The organism is Stenotrophomonas sp. JC08 (genome assembly GCF_052180205.1).
Classification (GTDB): domain Bacteria; phylum Pseudomonadota; class Gammaproteobacteria; order Xanthomonadales; family Xanthomonadaceae; genus Stenotrophomonas.
This window is the reverse complement of the sequence record NZ_CP197473.1, coordinates 731,549-747,993: the sequence shown is the minus strand read 5'-3', so window position 1 is coordinate 747,993 and position 16,445 is coordinate 731,549. Positions and strand designations below refer to the sequence as shown.

Sequence of the window (16,445 nt, the reverse complement as noted above, 5' to 3'; positions counted from 1 at the left end):
CGCTCCATCAGGCGCTCAAGGCAGCGGCACACGGTCGATCAGCGCGGCGACCAGCCGTCCACCGTCCCAACCCTCGGCGGTGGCCTCGTAGCTGGGCAGCACGCGGTGGCGCAACACATCCGACGCGACCGCACGCACATCCTCCGGGGTCACATAGTCACGGCCGCACAGCCACGCGCGTGCCCGTGCACAGCGCTCCAGCGCGATCGAGCCACGAGGGCTCGCGCCCCAGGCGATACGCCGCGCCAGCGCCGGATCGTAGGCACCGGCCTCGCGCGAGGTCAGCACCAGTTCGACCAGATAGCGTTCAAGCTGCGGCGCCATGTGCAGTTCCAGCACCGCGCGGCGCGCCTGCTCGATCTTCTGCAGCGACAGCCTCCCGGTCTGCGCCGGCGGCGGTGCCAGTTCACGCAATGCGCGCTCGCGCGCGAGCCGCAGGATTTCCACCTCCGCGCCGGCATCGGGATAGCCGATCCGCACGTGCATCAGGAAGCGGTCCAGCTGCGCCTCGGGCAGCGGGAACGTGCCCTCCTGTTCGATCGGATTCTGCGTCGCCATCACCAAGAAAACGGAGGGCAGCGGATAGGTGTTGCGGCCGACCGTCACCTGCCGCTCGCCCATCGCCTCCAGCAGCGCCGATTGCACCTTCGCCGGCGCACGGTTGATCTCGTCGGCCAGCAGGATCGGATGGAACACCGGCCCGGGCTGGAACTCGAAACGACCTTCCTGCGAGCGCCAGATATCGGTGCCGGTCAGGTCGGCCGGCAACAGGTCCGGGGTGAACTGGATGCGCGCGAAACTCGCATCTATACGGGAAGCCAGCGCGCGGATCGCCGTGGTCTTGGCCAGCCCCGGCGCCCCTTCAACCAGCAGGTGGCCATCGGCGAGCAGGGCGATCAGCAATCGCTCCACCAGCACCGACTGGCCGATGATCTCGGCCGACAGCGCCTCGCGCAGCGCGGTGAACTCCTGCTGCAGCGCGGTATTGCCGGTGGATACGGCGGAGGCAGCGGTGGATTCCGGAAATTGCGGGGACAGGTTCATAGGCGCAGTTTGACTGATCGGAAGTGAAATGGTTCCAGTCCGGGCACTCCAACAAAAAAGGGCCGCTCGAAAGCGGCCCTTTGAAGTATCCGTCGCGCGGATCAGTTCGCGGCTTTGGCGACCCGCAGGATCTTCGGCGTCACGAACACCAGCAGTTCGGCCTTGTCCTTGCCACGGCCGCGCTTCTTGAACAGGTTGCCGAGGAACGGAACATCCCCCAGGAACGGCACCTTGCTCACGCTGCTGCGGTCGCTGAACTCGTACACGCCACCGATCACCACCGTCTGCCCGTCCTCGACCAGCACCGCGGTGTTGATCTCGCGACGGTTGATGCTCGGAACGACACCGTAACCGGGCAGCTCCAGCATCCGGTCGACCTCGTCCTTCTTGACATTCATGTTCAGGAAGACGCGGTTGTCCTTGGTGATGGTCGGCGTCACCTTCAGTTCCAGCAGCACTTCCTTGAACTGCACATTCGGCGTGGCCGCCGCACCCGCAGTACCGCCGGTGATGGTGACGTAACCGATTTCCTTGCCCTGCTTGATCACGCCTTCGCGCTGGTTGGCGGTGACGATGCGCGGGTTGGAGATGACCTCGCCACGGCCTTCTTCCTGCAGGGCCGAAAGCTCCAGATCCAGATTGAAGTTGGCGCCCAGCAGGGTGTAGGCCAGGCTCGGCGCCACACCGCCCTGGGTGAACGAACCCGCCGGCAGGTTGACGTTCAAGCCACGGCTGGCATCGGTGTTGCCCGCCGCGCCGCTGCCGATGGAGGCCTGGTTGTCGCCGTTGTTGTAAGCGCGGGTACCACCGATACCGAACTTCGCACCCAGGTCTCGCGCGAACGTGTCGGTGGCGATGACGATGCGGCCCTCGATCAGCACCTGATCCACCGGCCGGTCGATCACGTCGATCAGCTCGCGCATCTGCGCCACTTTCTTCGGGATGTCGCTGATCATCAGGGTGTTGGTGCGCTCGTCAGCCACCAGGCGGCCGCGCGAGGACAGGAAGCCGTTCTCCTGCTGGCCACCGGAACCACCGCCGCTGCCGCCACCACTGTTGCCACCGATTCCCTTGGCCTCGGTCAGCGCTTTGAAGATCGCCTCGGCGCTGTGGTAGTTGATCTGGATGTAGTCGGTGGTCAGGTCCACGCGATTCTCGATCGCGATGCGTGCGTCTTCCTTGTCCTGCTCGAACTTGGCCAGCTCCGGCTGCAGCGCGACCCAGATCACCCCGCCTTCACGACGCTTGTCCAGCCCCTTGGCGCGCAGCACGATGTCCAGCGCCTGGTCCCACGGCACGTTGATCAGCCGCAGGGTCACATTGCCCTGCACGGTATCGGAAGCGACCACGTTCAGGTTGGACTCTTCGGCGATCAGCTGCAGGACCGTACGCACCGGCACATCCTGGAAGTTGAAGGTCACCGGGCGACCGGCGTAACCGCGTGCCGCCACCGTGGCGGCGGCCTGCGCCACCGTCTTGGCGGTGACCGCACCGGTTGCAACCTCGGCCTGACGCGGCGAGATTTCCACCACGTATTCGTTGCCGGTCTGGTAGGCCAGCGATTCAAACGGTGCGCTGGTGCTGAGCACCAGTTGCGAGCCCTGTCCCGACGGCTTGGCATCGATCCGCACCACCGGCGTGGCGAAGTCCACCACACTCAACGGGCGCTGCAGCTCCGCAGGCAACGTCGCATTGCCCACGTCGATCACCACATTGCTGCCCTGGTTGCGCAGGTCCGGGCTGGCCCCTTGGCCATCGAACTGCAGGATCAACCGGCCGGTGCCATCCTCACCGCGCTTGAAGTCAATCTTGGTCACCGCGACGGCGGCCGCCGGCTGCTGCTGCGCAACCGTATCGGCGGGCGCGGTGGCCGCAGGCATCGCATAAGCCATCGTGGTCGAGCCGCAAGCCAACACCAGCGCTACTCCCAGAGCGCGGGCGTTGACCATTGCTTGGCGCCGGACGGGACGCAGGCTCAGGGCTTTGGAAAAAGTCATCGTGCTATCCCCTAGTCAATCATCGATCATCAAGCGCGAGTGAAGCCGGGCGTTCCAGCCAGCCACCCGCGCCATCCGGCACAAGTTCAATCAGTTCAATGCCATCTTCATGCACGCTGGTCACCCGGCCATCGCTCTGGCCGAGATAGATACCCGGGCGCACCCGATAGGTCACCTTGTCTGGCCCCATCACCAGCGCAACGGCACCTGCCCCACGCCCGATCGTACCGACCATGTCCAGGCTGTCGAGCGGGAAGGCCTCCAACGGCTCCTTGCGACGGTCCGGATCAGGACGCAGCGCGTTGCCGCCCTCCTGGTTGATCCAGGCATCGCTGAACGGATCACGGAGCCCCTGGGCGGCGTATTCGAACGTCTCGAACTGCTGCATCACCGGCAGCGGCTCCAGCGGTTCGGCCGGACGCGCCCTGACATCTGCGACCCACTTCTGCAGATTCGGCGCATCGCCGGGCGTGTCGGTCACACCGCGTGCACAACCGGCCAACACCAGCACCAGTCCGGTGGCAACCAGCCACTTATGCGAAAGGTAGCGATCCATCACTTCGTGCCCCCTTTCTTGGCCTGCTCGGCAGCCTGCTTTTCCTGGGCTTCCAGCTCGGTATCGTCGAGATAACGGTAGGTCTTGACGGTACCCGACAGCTCCAGCGCGCCGCTGCGGGCGGTAATTCCCACCTTGGGATCTTTCGGCTTCAGGTTGATGTCATGCATCGTCAGGATCACCACGCGCGGCAACGAGGCCACGCCACTGACGAACGCGCCGAACTGGTGGTAGCTGCCCACCAGACGCAGGGCGATCGGTTTTTCGGCGTAGAACTCCTTGGGAGACTCCGCGCCGGGCTGGAACAGCTCGTTGTTCAGGCCGCTGGACAGCGCCGTCTGCGACACGTCGATGATCAGGTCCGGCATTTCCGTCTTGCTGGGCAACTGCCGCAGCATCTGCTGGAGCACCTGCTCCATCTGTGCCAGCTGCTGCTTCAACGGCTCCAGGTTGACGGCCTTTTTCTGCTCGGTCTCGAACTGGGTCCGGAGCGTGGATTCCTTGCCCTCAAGGCCTTCAAGCTCTTCCACCTTGCCGCGGATCACCAGCAGGTACGACAGCCCCAGGATGAGCAGCGTCAGGAATACGCAGAACACCATCTTGGCCTTCTGCGGCCAGTTGCCGATGTTGTTGAAATCGAGCTCTTTCAGATTCACTTTCTGGCTCATGACTTGGCCTCCTTCTGCGGCGCAGGCGTCGCGGCGGCGTCCTCTGCAGCCGGAGCCGGTGCTGCCGCAGCGGCCGGTGCGGCTTCAGGAGCAGCTGCCGCTGCATCGCCGGCCGGAGTGGAGGCGTCATCAGCCGCAGCCACCGGCATTTCGCCCGGCGCCGGCAGCTTCACTTTCAGCACGAACACATAGGGCAGCGACTTGATGTCAAGCGCACCGCGGGAGTTGGCATCCTGCGCCTTGGCCTCGATGATCGACAGCTCGGGGTTGCTCATCCACCCGGAGCCTTCCAGGTTGCGCATGTAGGTACTGACCCGCGCGTTGGACTGGGTGCGGCCTTCCAGCGTCAGGATGTCACCTTCCTGCTTGAGCGTGGTCAGCACCACGCCGTCAGGAATGGTGCGCACCAGCGAGTCGAACAGATGCACCATCTGCGAACGCTTGCCCTGCAGCTCCTCGATCACCTTCTTGCGTGCCAGCAGGCGATCCTTCTGCCGGTCAAGACGTTCGATCTCCTTGTTCTGCTCCTGGACCTTGGCGATCTCGGCCTCGAGGAACGCGTTGCGTTCGTTCTGGCCACTGATCTGACGGTCGTAATAGAACCAGCCCAGCAAGGAAAGCAGTACGCCCGCCACTGCGGCAAAGCCCAGCATTCCGTAGAACTCGCGCTGGCGCTGTTTGCGCCGTTCCGCGCGCCACGGCAATAGATTGATCCGTGCCATCAGTCGAACCCCCGCATGGCCAAGCCGGTAGCGATCATCAGCGCCGGTGCATCCTGGGCCAGCGCATGGGCCTGGACCTTCGGCCCGAGCGTCATCTGCGACAGCGGATTGGCGACCGACGTGGCCACACCCAGCTGCTCTTCAACCAGCGCAGGCAACCCGACCAGCGAGGCGCAACCACCGGCAAGCACGATATGGTCGACGCGGTTGAATTCACTGCCGGCATAGAAGAACTGCAGCAGGCGGCTGATCTGCTGCACCGTCGCTTCCTTGAACGGCTCCAGCACTTCGATCTCGTAGGTTTCCGGCAAGCCACCCTGGCGCTTGGCCAGGCCCGCTTCCTCGTAGCTGAGGCCGTAGCGGCGCATCACCTCATCGGTGAGCTGCTTGCCGCCGAACACCTGCTCGCGGCTGTACAGGCTGCGACCGCCACGGAGCACATTGAGCGTGGTCATGGTCGCGCCGATATCCACCAGCGCCACCACGCCATCGCTGGCCACCGGCAGCTCGCTGGCGACCAGCGCGAAGGCGTTCTCGATCGCGAACGCTTCCACGTCCATGACCTTGGCCGTCAGCCCACCCAGCTCCAGCGCTGACTGGCGCAGCTCGACGTTTTCCGAACGCGAGGCCGCCAGCAGCACCTGGACCATTTCCGGGTTGTTCGGCACGGCGCCGAGCACCTCGAAATCGAGGTTCACTTCCTCGATCGGGTAAGGAATGTAGTTGACCGCCTCCAGCTCCACCTGGGCTTCCATATCCGATTCGTCCAGATCGGACGGCATCGGAATCACCTTGGTGATGACCGCGGAGCCGGCAACTGCCGCCGCCGCGTTCTTGGCCTTGCTGCCGGAACGCGCCACGGCGCGGCGGATGGCCTCGCCGACCGCCTCGACCTCGACGATGTTCTTCTCCACGACCGCATTGGGCGGAAGTGGTTCCACAGCGTAATGTTCCACGCGAAAGCGATTGCCGCTGCGGGCCAGCTGAAGCAGCTTGACCGCAGTAGAACTGATGTCAACGCCGATAAGCGGCTGCTGACTTTTTGGGATAAGCCCCACGGTTTCTCCCCTGCCGACGGGCACTTGGACGCAAGTGTTGCGCCCGCGCATTAATAATGAATTTTTCGCAATTGGCAACAGCTGTGCTCTGAAAGGCGACGCGCCTCGCAGTTCAACCACCGCTTCCAACTACTGCTCCCCGGGAACGACCCCAGCCGCTCCGCCGCATAATCTATACTCTGCGGCCACGAATTCCGCAATCGGGATCACCCTTGATGCCACGTTTTCGCCGCTGGCTGCGCTGGCTGCTGGCCCTTTCCATCGTCCTGGCCCTGGCCGGGGCATGTGCGGCCGGCGCCCTGTATTACGTTGTTTCCTCCAAATTGCCCGACGTCCAGGCACTGCGCGATGTAGAGCTGCAGGAGCCGATGTACGTGTACGACAGCGATGGCCGCCTGATGGCCGTTTTCGGCGAAACGCGCCGGTACCCGGTGCAGATCAAGGAAGTTCCCGAGCGCCTGAAGCAGGCGTTCCTGGCCACCGAGGATGCCAACTTCTACCAGCACAGCGGCGTGGACTACAAAGGCGTGGCGCGCGCGGTCTGGCTGCTGGCCACCACCGATGCCAAGCGTGTGCCCGGCGGCTCCACGATCACCCAGCAGGTGGCGCGGCAGTTCTTCCTGAGCTCGGAATACAGCTATACCCGCAAGCTGGCCGAGATCCTGCTCGCGCGCAAGATCGAGAAGGAACTGGGCAAGGACGAGATCTTCGAGCTGTATCTGAACAAGAGCTTCTTCGGCAACCGCGCCTATGGCATCGGCGCCGCCGCCGAGTACTACTACGGCAAGAAGCTCGATGAGCTGGATCTGGACGAAATGGCCTCGCTGGCCGGCATTCCCAAGTTCCCGTCCAGTGGCAACCCGATCAGCAACCCCGAACGCGCACGCCAGCGCCGTGACAACTACGTGCTGCAGCGCATGGCCGAGCTGGGCTTCATCACCCAGGCCGAGGCCGATGCGGCCAAGGCGGTGCCGATGCACGCCTCCCCGCACGAGCCGCCGGTGCAGGTGAATTCGCCCTATGTCGCCGAGCTGGTGCGCCAGGAGATGATCGCCAGATACGGCGGTGACGTGCTCAACATGGGCTATCACGTCACCACCACGATCAATGGCGAGTTGCAGGAAGCCGCCAACCAGGCGGTCACCAGCGGCCTGCGCACCTACGACCACCGCCATGGCTGGCACGGGGTGGAGCGGCACTTCGATGTCGGCGCCGATGACGATGCCGCGGCCCTCGCCCGCCATATCGCCACCATTCCCTCGCAATCCGGCCTGCTGCCGGCCATGGTCTCGGCCACGCATGCCGATGGCAGCATCAGCGTGGTGCTGGCCGACCGCACCGAGTTGACGCTGCCGGTCGCCGCCACTCGCTGGGCAAACAAGACCCCGGCCAAGCTCACCACCCGTGGCGATCTGATCCGCGTGCGGGCCGGCGAGAAGGAAGGCGAGTGGCTGGTCGACCAGATTCCGCGCGGCCAGGCGGCGCTGGTGTCGCTGGATGCCGATTCCGGCGCGTTGCGCGCCCTGGTGGGCGGCTTCAGCTTTGCCGGCAACAAGTTCAACCGTGCCACCCAGGCCCGGCGCCAGCCCGGCTCCAGCTTCAAGCCGTTCGTCTATGCCGCCGCCTTCGACAAGGGCTTCAATCCGGCTTCGATCGTGCTCGATGCGCCGGTGGTGTTCCGTGACCGCCGCGGCAAGACCTGGCAGCCGCAGAACGACGGCGGCGGTTTCCGCGGGCCGATGCGCCTGCGCGAGGCGCTGGTGCAGTCACGCAACCTGGTTTCGGTGCGCCTGCTGGACAGCATCGGTGTGGATTTCGCGCGCAAGTACATCAGCGAATTCGGCTTCGAGGAAGCCGAGCTGCCGCCGAACCTGTCAATGTCGCTGGGCACCGCCTCGTTGACGCCGCTGTCGGTGGCGCGTGGCTATGCGGCGTTCGCCAATGGCGGCTCGCGCGTGGACACGTGGATCATCGACGAGGTCAAGGACCGCGACGGCAACGTCCTGTTCAAGGAAAATCCGGCACTGGCCTGCCGCGGCTGTGGCGGCTCCGGGCCGCATGCGACGCCGGTCAGCCAGGTGGTGGACGGCTTCAACTTCGGCGCGGCCACCGGACCGGCCAGCAAAAACGAAACCGGTACCGCGGAAGCGGCTGAACCCGTTGCCCCGCCCAACCCCGATGCCCGTGTCGCCCCGCGCGCCATCGACGAGCGCACCGCCTACCAGCTCAATTCGATGATGCGGGACGTGGTGCTGCGCGGCACCGGCGTGGCCGCCAAGGCGCTGGGGCGCGAGGACGTGGGTGGCAAGACCGGCTCCACCAACGACCACCGTGATGCGTGGTTCTCCGGCTTCGGTGGCCCGCTGGCCACCACGGTCTGGGTGGGACGCGATGATTTCCGCTCGCTGGGTTATCGCGAATACGGTGGCCGCGCGGCATTGCCGATCTGGATCGACTACATGCGCGTCGCCCTGAAGGACGCCCCGATCGCCCGCAACGAGCCTCCATCGGGCATGGTCGAGACCCACCTCAATGGTGTTACCGAATGGATCAAGGTCGAGGACCTGGATCGCATGCAGGAATTCGACTTCGACCAGCAGGAGCAGTACGCCGACGACGCGGCTTTCGATATTTTCTGAGTTGCCTCCTGGCAGGAAGACTGGCGGCAGCAGCCCAACGGCTGCTGCCGTTTTCATTGGCCTACGCTACATTCGGGCCAGCCCCGCGCGACGAGCAGCCCATGCCTTCGACTTCCCGCCCCTCCCGTACGCGTGACCGCGACCACGACCGCCTGCGCATCGCACGCACGGCCGCCCGGTTGATGGTGGAAAGCGGCGAGCGCGACCTGCGCCACGCCTGCCGCAAGGCGGCACGCCAACTGGACATGGACGAACCTTCGCTGTTGCCCGACGACAGCCAGTTGCAACAGGCACTCCAGGATCATCTGCGCCTGTTCGCGGGCCCCTCGCAACAGGATGCGTTGCAGCTGCGCCGGCAGGCTGCCGTGAATGCCATGGAATTCTTCCAGCCGTTCGCGCCACGCCTGGCCGGACCGGTGCTGGAAGGCAGCGCCGATGCCCACAGCCCCGTGCAACTGCACCTGCACACCGATGAGCCCGAAGCGGTGCAACGCCACCTGCATGACCACCATCTTCCCGCGCACGAAGGCAGTACCCGGCTGCGCCTGGGAGGCGGCGGTGTACAGCCGCAGCTGAGCTGGCATATCGACGCGGACGGCATTGCCTTCGAGCTGGTCGTGCTGCCGGAACAGGCACTGCGCCAGTCTCCCAGCCTGCCGGGCGCCGACAGCCCGATGCCGCGCGCCTCACTGGCGCAGCTGCGACAGCTGCTCCAATCCCGGCACGAACCCTGATGAAGCGGCGCAGAGAGCGTTCGGGCCTCATGCGCAGTGATAACAAAAAAGCCCCGCCAAGCGGGGCTTTTTGCAGGAGGCGGCAGCGCGTCACTGCACCGCCAGCCTCCGGTCTTACTTGACGTCGCGGACCGGCGAACCGGTGTAGACCTGACGCGGACGGCCGATCTTCATTTCCGGGTCGACCTGCTGTTCCAGCCAGTGCGAGACCCAGCCCGAGGTGCGGCCCAGGGCGAACATCACGGTGAACAGTTCGGTCGGAATGTTCAGCGCCTTGTAGATGATGCCGCTGTAGAAATCGACGTTCGGGTACAGCTTGCGGGCAACGAAGTATTCATCGTTCAGCGCGGCCTGCTCCAGCTTGACCGCAACGTCGAGCAGAGGATCCTGGATGCCCAGCTGGCCCAGCACCTTCTTGGTCATCTCGCCGATGACCTTGGCGCGCGGGTCGAAGTTCTTGTAGACGCGGTGGCCGAAGCCCATCAGGCGGAAGCCGGAAGTCTTGTCCTTGGCCTTGAGCACGGCCGATTCGACGTTGTCGGCCGAACCGATCTCTTCCAGCATCTTCAGCACGGCTTCGTTGGCGCCGCCATGTGCCGGGCCCCACAGTGCGGTCACACCGGCCGCCAGCGAGGCGTACGGGTTGGCACCGGTGGAGCCGACCAGACGTACGGTCGAGGTCGAGGCGTTCTGCTCGTGGTCGGCGTGCAGGATGAACAGCAGATCCAGCGCCTTGACCACGTCCGGATTGATCTCGTACTGGCCGTCAGCCGACTCGAAGGTCTGCTTCAGGAAGCGCGCGACGTAACCCAGCGACAGGTCCGGCTTGTTGGCCGGCAGCCCCTTGCCGTGACGGTAGATCAGCGCCGACAGAGTCGGCACCTTGGCGATCAGGCGGATCGCGGCCTGGCGGCGCTGGCCTTCGTCGGCCAGATCCAGCGAATTGTGGTACTTGGCAGCCAGCTGCGCATTGGCGGCAGCCAGGATCGCCATCGGATGGGCATCCTTGTCGAACGAGGCGATCAGGGCATTGACCGAATCATCGACATTGGCCTCGGCGGTCAGCTCGACCTCGAAGGCGGCCAGCTGATCAGCGGTCGGCAGGTCGCCGTTGATCAGGGCATAGGCCACTTCAACGTAGGTCGACTTTTCCGACAGCTGTTCGATCGGGTAGCCGCGGTACAGCAGCACGCCCTTGTCGCCATCGATGTAGGTGATGGCCGACTTGCAGCTGGCGGTGGCGGTGTAACCGGAATCGTAGGTGAAGAGACCGGTTTCCTTGGTCAGCTTCGAGATATCGACACAATCATTACCCAGGACAGGTTTGACTACTGGCAGAACAACCGACTTGTCGCCGGCGTTGAGCGTGACCTGATCAAGATCGGACACAGTGTGCGCTCCTCAAGTGGAAGGCGCCTGTCCTGAAAGAGGGATGACGGGCAGACGCGTGAAGGAAACCCGCGGTTTTCCACCGCGGTTCGCGCCATTATCGCACAGCAACATTTGCGGATAGCGGAGACGAAAGTCTTATGCGGCCCTTTCCATGTGACACAGCGTCACACCTGCGGGCCACTGCTTGCATTCATATCCACTGCACGACAGACGGCACAAAACAACGGCCACGCAGGGCGTGGCCGTTGTTTCTGCGGACAACCGCCAGATCAGCGCGCGTAGCGCTTCTGGAACTTGTCGATGCGACCGCCGGTATCGATGACCTTGTGCTTGCCCGTATAGAACGGGTGCGAAGCCGAGGAAATTTCAACCTTCACCAGCGGGTATTCTTCGCCATCTTCCCACTTGACCGTTTCCTTGGAGGACATGGTCGAACGGGTCAGGAATTTGAAATCGGAGGTAACGTCGTGGAAAACGACGTTGTGGTAATCGGGATGGATATCGGCCTTCATGGGCTCACACCGTGTGGGCTGGTGGTCAAGAGCGGCATTATAGGCTTGGCTTGCCGGAATTGGCAAGCCAAGCCCCCACCTGTTGGCTACAGGCCCAGCGCGGCACGGACCTGGGCTTCAAAGCACGCCCGGTCGTAGCCGATCAGCAAGGTGGTGTTGTCGGCCGCGCCGGTCTGGCGGTTCCAGTCCACCACGGTGGCGCCACGACTGCGGGTGCCGGCCAGCTCGACCGCCAGCGGCCGCTGCTCGGTACGGGTCGCGCCCTCCGGCTGCAGCACCCAGGCCATCGCCAGCGCATCGGCCGCGTACCAGTACTCGCCCCGGCTGTCTTCGGACCACAGCCGCGTCTGCCGCGAAATCAGCTCGTAGAAACGCGCCTTGGCGGTATCGGCCGCCAGCCACTGCTCCACGTCACGGTGCAGCAGGCCATGGGCGATGGTGGCCTCCCAGTCGGCCACCTCGGTGTGCGGGAACATCGAGAACACCAGGTGCGCCGCTTCCGGGTCGAAGGCGATGTTGAACTCGGCCACGGGGGTGATGTTGCCGTGTCCATTGATCGCCCCGCCCATCACCACGAAGCGCTTGATCCGCTGTGGCAGGGTCGGGTCCAGCTTGAGGGCCAGCGCGATGTTGGTGAGCGGCCCGAGCGCGACCAGCAGCAGCTCGCCGGCGTACTGGTGCGACAGGCGCAGGATGGCCAGCGCCGCATGTTCGGCTTCAAGCGCCCGCGTGGCCGGCGGCAGACCCACATCACCGAAGCCGTCACGGCCATGCACATGCGCCGCGTCTTCGGCCGGATACACCAGCGGATCGGCAGCACCGGCGAATACCGGCACATCTTCGCGACCGGCCACTTCGCACAGCTTCAACGCATTGCCGGTGGTGTGCTCCAGGCCCACGTTGCCCGCGGCCACCGTCAAACCCACCACGTCATGACGCGCGTCGGCGAATGCCATCAACAATGCCAGTGCATCGTCCACGCCGGGATCGGTGTCAATCAGCAACGGAATTTTCTTGCTCATTTTCTGCTTCACTTCGGATCGACAGCGCAGCATGGCAGCTCCTCCATGACAGGGGAAGCGCGTGCTCAGGCCGAGGCGTAGCGCGCGCCGCCGCCCACCCAGCGCGCGACGATGCGTTCGGCCAGCTCCGGCGAGTCACGCAACAGCTCCCCGGCAAACCCGTGCACGGTCGGCAACAGGTCCGCATCACGCAGCAGGTCGGCGACGCGGAAGGCTACCAGGCCCGTCTGCCGGGTGCCGAGCAGCTCACCGGGGCCGCGCAGTTCCAGGTCCTTTTCGGCGATCTGGAAGCCATCGGAGGTATTGCGCATGGTTTCCAGTCTTTCACGCGCCATCAGCGACAACGGCGGCTGATACATCAGCACGCAACTGGAGGCGGTGGCGCCGCGACCGACACGTCCGCGCAGCTGGTGCAGCTGTGCCAGCCCCAGGCGTTCGGCGTTCTCGATGATCATCAGCGACGCATTGGGCACATCGACGCCCACCTCGATGACCGTGGTGGCGACCAGCAGATCGGTTTCGGCCTGTTTGAAGGCGCGCATCGCCGCCTGTTTTTCCGCCGCTTTCATCCGCCCGTGCACCAGGCCGATGCGCAACTCCGGCAACTGTACCGACAGGGTTTCATAGGTGGTCTGCGCGGCCGAGGCATCCATCCGCGCATTGCCGGGACCGGCGCCCTCCTCCTCGCTTTCCTCGATCAGCGTGCACACCCAGTACACCTGCCGCCCCTGCCTGCAGGCCACGCGGATGCGCTCGACCAGCTCAGGGCGGCGCTCGGCACTGAGCACGATGGTCTGCACCGGCGTGCGTCCGGGCGGCAGCTCGTCGATGGCCGACACATCCAGATCCGAATAGGCCGCCATCGCCAGCGTGCGCGGAATCGGCGTGGCGGTCATCACCAGCTGATGCGGCACCGTGCCCGCTGCCGCGCCCTTGTCGCGCAGGGCCAGCCGCTGGTGCACGCCGAAGCGGTGCTGCTCATCGACGATGGCCAGCGCCAGATCGTTGAACACCACCGAGTCCTGCATCAATGCATGGGTGCCGACCACCACCTGCGCGTGCCCGCTGGCGACCTCTTCCAGCACCTTGTTGCGCGCCTTGCCGGTGACTTTGCCGGCCAGCCATGCCACCCGCACCTCCAGCGGTTCCAGCCAGCTGCGCAGGTTGGCCAGATGCTGCTCGGCCAGCAGTTCGGTGGGCGCGGCCAGTGCCACCTGACGGCCATGCGCCACCGCCAGCAGCGCGGCCAGCGCCGCCACCACGGTCTTGCCGGAACCGACATCGCCCTGCACCAGCCGCAGCATCGGATGGGGCCGGGCGAGATCCTTGCGGATCTCCGCGAACACCCGTCGCTGCGCCCCGGTAAGCCTGAAAGGCAGCGACGCCAACAGGGCCTTGGCCAAGTCGTCGCGTCCGCGCAGGGCCGGCGCATTCTGTGACTGCAGGGCGATGCGCTGGCGCCGTTGGCTCAGGTGATGGGCCAGCAGCTCTTCCAGCGCCAGACGGCGCTGCGCCGGATGCGTTCCCGCTGCCAGCGCCGCGACATCCACCGTGGCCGGCGGGCGGTGCATGGTCAGCAGCGCCTCGCGCAGGGAAGGCAACTGCAAGGCCGACAGCAGCGAGGCCGGCAGCAGTTCCAGCGTCGCGCCTGCCGGCAGGCGGTCCAGCGCCTGCTCGATCAGCTTGCGTAGGCTGGCCGGGCCCACGCCCTCCACGGCCGGATACACCGGGTCCAGCACCTCACCCAGCACCGCATCTTCGCCATCGGCCAGTACCCGGTAGCTGGGATGCACGATCTCCAGCCCATGCTGGCCGGCACGCGCGGTGCCATAGGCACGCACCCGCGCACCGGGCGCGAACTGTGCCACCTGTGCGGCGCGGAAGTGGAAGAAGCGCAGCACCAGCGTGGCGCCGGAATCATCAGCCAGTGCCACGCGCAGCATCGGCCGGTAACGGAAGCCGCGCTCCACCGCCTCCACCCTGCCCTCCACCTGCGCCGCCATGCCCGCCTTCAGCATCCGGATCGGCAGCAGCGTGGTGCGGTCCTCGTAGCGCAGCGGCAGGTGCAGCCACAGGTCCTGCAAGGTGGTCAGTCCACGCGCCTCCAGCTTGGCCGCCACCCGCGGGCCGACCCCGGCCAGGCGCTGCAGCGGTTCGGTGGACGGATCGGCGATGGCAAGGTCACGGCGCGCAGACATCGCACAAGGATGCCGTCATGTGTCGCAAACAGAAACCCCGGTGCCCGAAGACACCGGGATTGCCGTTCCCCCCACCTCTCCGGGGCGGCTCGGCGCTCCGCGCACCGGCCGCTCCCTCCCCTTGCCCATCTCCATCCCGCACGTTCACCGCATGCGCGGTGAGCATGCATTGCGCCGTGCTAGAACTTCACCGTCATTTCCAAGCCGTAGGTCCGCGGATCGGTGATGGTCGCGCCCACCACGCCCAGCGGGCCGCGCCCATAGGTGTTCAGCCCGCTGCCTGCGGGTATCGACCAGTGGCTACTACGACGGGAGCAAACGACTGCCCAGTGCTCGACAGCGCGACAACGAGCGCTTGCTGGGCCGTATCCATGCGCTGCATCAGGACAGCCGGGGCACGCTGGGGGCCGGTCGCATGCAGGAGGATCTGGCCGAGGAAGGGTTGATGGCCAGTCGGAGCCGGGTCGCCACGCCCGAAACGGCGTGGCCAGCGCGCTCAACCGGCCCTGACACCGCCGGGCGTGCGCAACCTGCTGGAGCGTGATTTCATCGCCTCGGAGCCGGAAACCAAGTGGGTGACCGACATCACCGAGATCAAGACCCAGCAGGCCAAGCTGTATCTGTGCGTCGTGCTGGATCTGTTTGATCAGCGCATTGTGGGATGGTCGATGCATCATCGGCAGGACCGGCAGATGGTGATCAGGGCCGTGCAGATGGCGGTTTGGCAACGGCAGGAGCAGCATCGGCTGATCCTGCACTCCGACCGTGGCAGCCAATTTCGTAGCGGCGACTACCAGGATTACCTGGCCGCCAATGGCCTGCTCTGCTCGATGAGTGCGGTGGGGCATTGTGGCGAGCGCGTAGCCTGCCCTCGGGGCACAACGCCGCCTGCGAAGGCTTCTTTGGCCTGCTCAAACGCGAGCGGATCTATCGCACAACGTATCCCACACTCGATGCCGCCCGGTCCGATGTGTTCGAATACATCGAGCGCCGCCACAACCCCAGGATGCGACGGCGCCGGGTCAAGCAGGACCAGAAGTTTTCAGCCCTTTACAAACAGTCCGTGATTTCGGGGTAGAACCCACAGCAGGCGTTGTCGCTGTGCCAGGCCCAGCTGGGCACGCTCGCTGCCCGCGGCGAAGTCACCGCGGCGGTGGAGCGGCAGCTGCGGCAGCGCCTTCGCGACAATCCTTCGATGAGCGAAATCGCCAGCACCCTGCACCTGGGCGAACGCACCCTGCGCCGGCAACTGGCCGAGGAAGGCACCAGTTTCAGCCAGGTGCACGACCGGGTCCGGACCGAACAGGCGCTGGAACTGCTGCAGGACACCGGCCTGACCATTGCCGCGGTCGGCTGGCTGCTCGGCTTCCACGATGCACGCGAGTTCCGTCGCGCCTTCAAGCGCTGGACCGGGCAGACACCGAGTGAAACCCGCCTGCGCCTGGCCTGAAAAGCGAATGCCCGGCATGGCCGGGCATTCGGGCAGCAACAGGCAGCAGCGGCCGGCTCAGTCAAGGATCATCACCGCATCGACTTCAAACGCCGCACCCTTCGGCAACCCGGAGACTTCAATGGTGGAGCGTGCCGGGAACGGGGCCTGGAAGTACTCCTGCATCACCGCGTTGACCTTGGCGAACTCGCCCAGGTCGGTCAGGTACAGGCCCAGACGCACCATCTTGTCCAGCGAACCGCCGGCTTCCTCGGCCACCGCCTTGAGGTTGTCGAACGCACGGCGCGCCTGGGCGGCGACGTCGCCGGCGACGATCTCGCCGGTGGCCGGATCCAGCGGAATCTGTCCGGAGAAATACACGGTGTTGCCGGCGCGCACCGCCTGCGAATACGGGCCGATGGCAGCCGGGGCGTTGGCGGTATTGATGATCTGGCGGGACATGGACAGCTCCAC

General features: G+C 65.4%; 14 protein-coding genes and 1 pseudogene. 4 read left to right on the top strand and 11 right to left on the bottom strand.

Annotation, left to right across the window (positions count from 1 at the left end):
• Window positions 1-15: 15 nt before the first annotated feature.
• The 6 genes from ACSBPQ_RS03395 to ACSBPQ_RS03370 all read right to left on the bottom strand — a co-directional run bounded on the left by ACSBPQ_RS03395 (window position 16) and on the right by ACSBPQ_RS03370 (window position 6,045).
• On the bottom strand, window positions 16-1,044 hold the full coding sequence (locus tag ACSBPQ_RS03395; RefSeq protein ID WP_442683671.1) for an AAA family ATPase: 1,029 nt from the start codon (window positions 1,042-1,044) through the stop codon (window positions 16-18).
• Between the two features lie 101 nt (window positions 1,045-1,145).
• A complete protein-coding gene (locus tag ACSBPQ_RS03390; RefSeq protein WP_442683670.1) occupies window positions 1,146-3,041 on the bottom strand; it encodes a type IV pilus secretin PilQ in 1,896 nt (631 codons plus the stop codon).
• 19 nt (window positions 3,042-3,060) lie between these two features.
• Complete coding sequence (locus ACSBPQ_RS03385; protein ID WP_442684496.1) at window positions 3,061-3,597, bottom strand: pilus assembly protein PilP; 537 nt, start codon at window positions 3,595-3,597, stop codon at window positions 3,061-3,063.
• Window positions 3,597-4,265, bottom strand: coding sequence for a type 4a pilus biogenesis protein PilO (locus ACSBPQ_RS03380; RefSeq protein ID WP_442683669.1), 669 nt, complete (start codon window positions 4,263-4,265; stop codon window positions 3,597-3,599). Before ACSBPQ_RS03380 ends, ACSBPQ_RS03385 begins: the two co-directional genes overlap by 1 nt.
• The gene (locus ACSBPQ_RS03375; RefSeq protein ID WP_442683668.1) at window positions 4,262-4,987 is read right to left on the bottom strand and encodes a PilN domain-containing protein; all 726 of its coding nucleotides are present in this window, start codon (window positions 4,985-4,987) and stop codon (window positions 4,262-4,264) included. The genes ACSBPQ_RS03380 and ACSBPQ_RS03375 overlap by 4 nt, the downstream gene beginning before the upstream one ends.
• Entirely contained in the window at window positions 4,987-6,045 is a 1,059-nt protein-coding gene (locus ACSBPQ_RS03370; protein WP_442683667.1) for a pilus assembly protein PilM, read from the bottom strand. Before ACSBPQ_RS03370 ends, ACSBPQ_RS03375 begins: the two co-directional genes overlap by 1 nt.
• A 215-nt stretch (window positions 6,046-6,260) precedes the next feature.
• Here ACSBPQ_RS03370 and ACSBPQ_RS03365 point away from each other — a divergent pair, with 215 nt between their 5' ends.
• A complete protein-coding gene (locus ACSBPQ_RS03365; protein WP_442683666.1) occupies window positions 6,261-8,684 on the top strand; it encodes a penicillin-binding protein 1A in 2,424 nt (807 codons plus the stop codon).
• A 101-nt stretch (window positions 8,685-8,785) separates the two neighbouring features.
• Complete coding sequence (locus ACSBPQ_RS03360) at window positions 8,786-9,418, top strand: hypothetical protein (protein WP_442683665.1); 633 nt, start codon at window positions 8,786-8,788, stop codon at window positions 9,416-9,418.
• Window positions 9,419-9,532: 114 nt separating this feature from the next.
• Here the strand turns inward: ACSBPQ_RS03360 and ACSBPQ_RS03355 are convergent, their stop codons facing one another.
• The 4 genes from ACSBPQ_RS03355 to recG form a co-directional block, all read right to left on the bottom strand.
• Window positions 9,533-10,807, bottom strand: coding sequence for a citrate synthase (locus ACSBPQ_RS03355; RefSeq protein WP_442683664.1), 1,275 nt, complete (start codon window positions 10,805-10,807; stop codon window positions 9,533-9,535).
• Between the two features lie 272 nt (window positions 10,808-11,079).
• The gene (locus tag ACSBPQ_RS03350) at window positions 11,080-11,322 is read right to left on the bottom strand and encodes a type B 50S ribosomal protein L31 (protein WP_442683663.1); all 243 of its coding nucleotides are present in this window, start codon (window positions 11,320-11,322) and stop codon (window positions 11,080-11,082) included.
• A gap of 86 nt (window positions 11,323-11,408) precedes the next feature.
• Entirely contained in the window at window positions 11,409-12,344 is a 936-nt protein-coding gene (locus ACSBPQ_RS03345; RefSeq protein WP_442683662.1) for a nucleoside hydrolase, read from the bottom strand.
• Between the two features lie 65 nt (window positions 12,345-12,409).
• Window positions 12,410-14,542: an ATP-dependent DNA helicase RecG gene (gene recG / locus ACSBPQ_RS03340; RefSeq protein WP_442683661.1), complete on the bottom strand. Its 2,133-nt coding sequence runs from the start codon at window positions 14,540-14,542 to the stop codon at window positions 12,410-12,412.
• A gap of 262 nt (window positions 14,543-14,804) precedes the next feature.
• On the opposite strand from recG, the pseudogene ACSBPQ_RS03335 reads away from it, so the two are divergent.
• Both ACSBPQ_RS03335 and ACSBPQ_RS03330 read left to right on the top strand, forming a co-directional pair.
• Window positions 14,805-15,620, top strand: a pseudogene (locus tag ACSBPQ_RS03335) (IS3 family transposase); the annotation flags it as partial.
• A gap of 15 nt (window positions 15,621-15,635) precedes the next feature.
• The gene (locus tag ACSBPQ_RS03330) at window positions 15,636-15,992 is read left to right on the top strand and encodes a helix-turn-helix transcriptional regulator (RefSeq protein WP_442683660.1); all 357 of its coding nucleotides are present in this window, start codon (window positions 15,636-15,638) and stop codon (window positions 15,990-15,992) included.
• A 57-nt stretch (window positions 15,993-16,049) separates the two neighbouring features.
• Here the strand turns inward: ACSBPQ_RS03330 and ACSBPQ_RS03325 are convergent, their stop codons facing one another.
• Window positions 16,050-16,433, bottom strand: a complete 384-nt coding sequence (locus tag ACSBPQ_RS03325; RefSeq protein WP_153191875.1) for a RidA family protein — start codon at window positions 16,431-16,433, stop codon at window positions 16,050-16,052.
• Between the last annotated feature and the right edge of the window lie 12 nt (window positions 16,434-16,445).

Bases quoted from the DNA above. Each gene is read 5' to 3' on its own strand.
- ACSBPQ_RS03395 (WP_442683671.1), bottom strand. From the start codon at position 1,044: ATGAACCTGTCCCCGCAATTTCCGGAATCCACCGCTGCCTCCGCCGTA.
- ACSBPQ_RS03390 (WP_442683670.1), bottom strand. From the start codon at position 3,041: ATGACTTTTTCCAAAGCCCTGAGCCTGCGTCCCGTCCGGCGCCAAGCA.
- ACSBPQ_RS03385 (WP_442684496.1), bottom strand. From the start codon at position 3,597: ATGGATCGCTACCTTTCGCATAAGTGGCTGGTTGCCACCGGACTGGTG.
- ACSBPQ_RS03380 (WP_442683669.1), bottom strand. From the start codon at position 4,265: ATGAGCCAGAAAGTGAATCTGAAAGAGCTCGATTTCAACAACATCGGC.
- ACSBPQ_RS03375 (WP_442683668.1), bottom strand. From the start codon at position 4,987: ATGGCACGGATCAATCTATTGCCGTGGCGCGCGGAACGGCGCAAACAG.
- ACSBPQ_RS03365 (WP_442683666.1), top strand. From the start codon at position 6,261: ATGCCACGTTTTCGCCGCTGGCTGCGCTGGCTGCTGGCCCTTTCCATC.
- ACSBPQ_RS03360 (WP_442683665.1), top strand. From the start codon at position 8,786: ATGCCTTCGACTTCCCGCCCCTCCCGTACGCGTGACCGCGACCACGAC.
- ACSBPQ_RS03350 (WP_442683663.1), bottom strand. From the start codon at position 11,322: ATGAAGGCCGATATCCATCCCGATTACCACAACGTCGTTTTCCACGAC.
- ACSBPQ_RS03345 (WP_442683662.1), bottom strand. From the start codon at position 12,344: ATGAGCAAGAAAATTCCGTTGCTGATTGACACCGATCCCGGCGTGGAC.
- recG (WP_442683661.1), bottom strand. From the start codon at position 14,542: ATGTCTGCGCGCCGTGACCTTGCCATCGCCGATCCGTCCACCGAACCG.
- ACSBPQ_RS03325 (WP_153191875.1), bottom strand. From the start codon at position 16,433: ATGTCCCGCCAGATCATCAATACCGCCAACGCCCCGGCTGCCATCGGC.